Below are 4114 nucleotides of genomic sequence, written 5' to 3'. Positions count from 1 at the left end.
TTACACTTCTATTTTATAGAGAGACCTTTGCACGAGACAAGTGGCAAAAGAAAAATGAGATAAAATCACACTGATTGAGGCGCAAAACGCTGTCAATACGTCCGTCTTAGCAAGTTTTGTAACGAAGATCAGGGTGATTTTGGCCATTTTTACTTGTCAATTGTTTCCTGCAAAGGTCTTATAGAACAGGTTAATCATAAAGCTCATCATTGCCACACTGATTCGGTACAATACGGATTTACTCATTAGTATACAAAGACCATGACAACAACCGCTAGCAAATCATTAGAAACTTTTCCGAATCCAAACCCTGAACGAGATTATACGATACGGATTCATACTCCGGAATTCACTTGCCTGTGTCCAAAGACCGGGCAACCTGATTTTGCCACAATCGACATCGAGTATGTAGCGGAAAATGCGTGTATCGAACTTAAGTCATTGAAACTGTATATTTGGTCGTTCCGTAACGAGGGAGCCTTCCACGAAGCAGTCACTAATTCGATACTCAGTGACCTGGTTGAGGCCTGTGCGCCGCGCTTTATGCGTATTAACGCTAAATTCAATGTGCGTGGCGGGGTGTATACCACTATTGTGGCCGAACACCGGGCACAGGACTGGGTACCGCCTCAGTCGATCATCTTGCCACAATAGTCCCAGACGATCTCTACCTCTCTCCCCCATTTCAATAAAAATAGTGTTAACCACTAAATCATCTTGTCTGGGAGCACTCTATCTAGGTATTGATTTTGGTACCTCAGGCTGTCGGCTTGCCGTTATTGATGATGACGGCAAGCAACTTGGTTTCTATTTCACGCTACTACCTACATCAATACATAGCTCGGGTCATGCAGAACAAAACCCTGAAGATTGGTGGCAAGCACTGGAATATTTAGTCACCAACAAGCTCGATAATGCGCTCAAACAACGTATCGTTGCCATCGCCGTCGATGGCACCTCGGCCAGTTTGCTACTGGCTGATCAGTACGGCCAAGCATTAACCCCCTGCTTAATGTACAACAATCAGCGCGCGGTTGATGCAGCAGTGCTTATCGATAATGTCGCCCCTGCTGCGTGTAGCCCGGTTCGCGGACCGAGTTCAGCATTGGCAAAACTACTTTATTTTGAGCGACAATCTATCGATGGCGCTTATTATGCGCTGCATCAGGCAGATTGGATCAGTAATCGTTTAATGGCACAATTTGGCCACTCTGATAGTAATAATTGCTTAAAACTGGGTTATGACCCTGAGACCAAACAATGGCCAGATTGGCTGCGCAACTTGCTGAGCAATGCTGCTCTGTTGCCAAACGTCACGTCGCCAGGAAGTTTTGTTGGAGTTATCGATAAAACTATCGCTGCATCATGGTTGCTGCCCAAGGACACGCTAATCGTCTCTGGCACAACTGACAGCATTGCTGCATCGCTTGCCGCTGGGGCAACACAGCCAGGTGATGCCATTACTTCGTTAGGCAGCACCCTGGTCGTTAAAGTGGTATCTGAGACCCCTGTCTCATCAGCTCAATATGGTGTCTATAGCCATCCCTATGGCGATCACTGGCTAGTGGGTGGCGCTTCTAACAGTGGTGGTGCGGTGCTGCTCAAGTATTTCAGCCTGGAGCAAATTAACGCCATGAGTGAACACATAAATCCTGAGCAAGATACCAGACTCGACTATTATCCATTAGCTAATGTCGGCGAACGTTTCCCCTTTGCTGATCCAAATAAACAACCCAAGCTGTCACCACGCCCTGAACAAGACAGCGACTTCTTTCAAGCTATGCTTGAGGGTATTGCCTATATCGAACAACTGGCTTATCAACGCTTGGCAGAGCTCGGCGCCACCCCGGTAAAACATATTATTAGTGTCGGTGGCGGCAGCAAAAATAAGGCCTGGCAGTGCTTACGTGAACGTAAATTAAACACTCCGCTGACTAGCGCTCTCTCTAACGAAGCCGCTTATGGCAGTGCATTGCTCGCGCGTGAAGGCCACAGAAAACATAATGACCACTGCTAATCTTCATCTCTAAGCCTGTACACTTGATCTATCATGCAATTCTTACGCGGTGCCAATTTTTTCTTAAAAGGGTTCAGTTTAATACTGAAACCGAAAATACGCCGTTTTACGCTTATTCCTTTAATCATCAATATCACGCTCTTTACCTCGGTCATTGTTATCGCTTATAGGTACACCAATGACTTAATCTCCTCACTAACAAGCAGCTTGGAACACTGGATTATGCAGTTACCAAACTGGCTATCATGGTTAACGACACTTATCAGCAGCCTACAATGGGTCATTTGGCCGCTGTTCGCATTGTCTGCCCTGTTTTTTTTATTCTTCTTTTTTTCGATGATCGCCAACCTCATTGCTGCGCCTTTTAATGGCTATCTCGCCGAGGCAGTTGAACGTCATTTGACGGGGGAAACACACAAACCCACGGAACAATTCACTGGAAAACTCACCGGCAATCATTTGCTGAAAGACAGTGTTATCGCTGTGATACATGAACTGCGAAAAAACGGCTATTTCGCAGTTCGTGCACTGCCCCTACTGCTTTTATTTTTTATACCCGTTTTAAACATTGCAGCACCAATATTTTGGCTGATATTTAGTAGCTGGATGTTAGCTGTTGAATACCTCGACTATCCCATGTCAAACCACCACATTCCATTTAAACTTCAGCGTAAACATCATAAACAGCAACGTGGCTTGTCATTCGGTTTCGGTGCTGTGGTCGCATTGGCTAACGCCATTCCAATACTTAATTTTATTGTCATGCCAAGTGCTGTTGCGGGGGCAACGGCACTGTATTGCCAGACACATGAAAAACACGCAAAATAAAAAACTATTCAGCAGTTGGAGAAAGCTGCTATTTAATCCTGAGCTTGCATCGTTTCATTGTTTACTTAAACTAGGAATACTATGACTCATCATTTTTTTCAAAAAATGCGGTTGTCACAATCGGTGGCAATATTAATCACCGCTTTATTCGTCACGACAACCACTGTTTCTGCCGAACGACCTTATGAGCCGTGGATATTGATTGATACCACTGCCGAACAATTATTTATTAAGCGTAACGATTTCACCGTTAAAGTATTTGGTGACATCGCCATCGGTCGTGGTGGTGCAGCGCAATTACGTGTTCGTGACGATGGTAAAACACCGCTTGGTGATTTTAAAATTGCATGGATTGGAGAAAATAGTAAATTTCACCTGTTTTTTGGCTTGAATTATCCTAACCTTGAACGCGCTCAAAAAGCCTATGACGAGGGTGAAATCAGTCGCCTCATCTATTACCGTGTTAAAGATGCCATCACCTTGGGTAAGGTGCCCCCACAAAATACTAAACTGGGTGGCTATCTTGGCATTCACGGGCTCGGCAATAAGGATCTTGAGATTCATCAGCAATACAATTGGACCCTTGGCTGTGTTGCGCTCACCAATAAAGAAATTGAAGAGCTCGCCTTATGGCTCAAAATTGGTACTCGAGTGGTTATTCGTTGAACCGTGTTATCTGCTGAATTTTAGCTGAATATTAAATAAAGTTAAAAAAACACATTAAATATTTGACGAAACTGAAAATATTGCTACCATTGCCCCCTGTAAAGCTTAATGCAGCAAAGTGTTGTATCTATTGGGCTGAAATTAAAGAGGGAGACACTCATGATTAAATTGAAATCTATATCTAAATTGGCAATTGTTGCCATTACTGCTGGCGCGCTATACGGTTGTGCTGGCCACGAAGGTCTTGAAGCTGCTGTTGCAGAAGCTCAAGCAACTGCTGATGCCGCCGCTACTGATGCCGCTGCTGCATTAAGTGCTGCAAACAGTGCAAAATCTACTGCTGCTAATGCACAAAGCACTGCAAACTCTGCACAAAAAGATGCTGACGCTGCTTTTGACTTAGCTTCTGATGCTAATAATTGTTGCGAAGCCAACACAGACCGTCTAGATCGTATGTTCAAGAAGTCTATGCAAAAATAAGTAGTGTAGTACCCAGAAAACAAAAAACCCGCCTTATGGCGGGTTTTTTTGTTGCTCTGAAAAACACTACGGTTCTAACATAACAACTTTTTCAGGCATAACGACTTGTCCAGGTTTTTCAGC

General features: G+C 44.3%; 5 protein-coding genes. All 5 read left to right on the top strand.

Annotated features, from left to right (window positions below; genetic code table 11):
* The first annotated feature begins 261 nt into the window (after positions 1 to 261).
* A complete protein-coding gene (gene queF, locus JKY90_09500) occupies positions 262 to 654 on the top strand; it encodes an NADPH-dependent 7-cyano-7-deazaguanine reductase QueF (GenBank protein MBL4852491.1) in 393 nt (130 codons plus the stop codon).
* Complete coding sequence (locus JKY90_09495) at positions 566 to 2017, top strand: FGGY-family carbohydrate kinase (protein ID MBL4852490.1); 1452 nt, start codon at positions 566 to 568, stop codon at positions 2015 to 2017. The genes queF and JKY90_09495 overlap by 89 nt, the downstream gene beginning before the upstream one ends.
* Positions 2018 to 2050: 33 nt before the next feature.
* Positions 2051 to 2845 (top strand): sulfate transporter CysZ, encoded by a 795-nt coding sequence (gene cysZ / locus JKY90_09490; GenBank protein ID MBL4852489.1) that lies wholly within the window; start codon positions 2051 to 2053, stop codon positions 2843 to 2845.
* An 81-nt stretch (positions 2846 to 2926) separates the two neighbouring features.
* On the top strand, positions 2927 to 3511 hold the full coding sequence (locus JKY90_09485; GenBank protein MBL4852488.1) for a L,D-transpeptidase: 585 nt from the start codon (positions 2927 to 2929) through the stop codon (positions 3509 to 3511).
* Positions 3512 to 3670: 159 nt separating this feature from the next.
* Positions 3671 to 3991 carry a hypothetical protein gene (locus JKY90_09480; protein MBL4852487.1) on the top strand — a complete coding sequence of 107 codons (321 nt, stop codon included), beginning with the start codon at positions 3671 to 3673 and terminating at the stop codon, positions 3989 to 3991.
* Positions 3992 to 4114: the final 123 nt, after the last annotated feature.

It is taken from the genome of Gammaproteobacteria bacterium (genome assembly GCA_016765075.1).
Classification (GTDB): domain Bacteria; phylum Pseudomonadota; class Gammaproteobacteria.
Note: the sequence above shows the minus strand (reverse complement) of the source record. Positions and strands in the feature narration are given on the sequence as shown.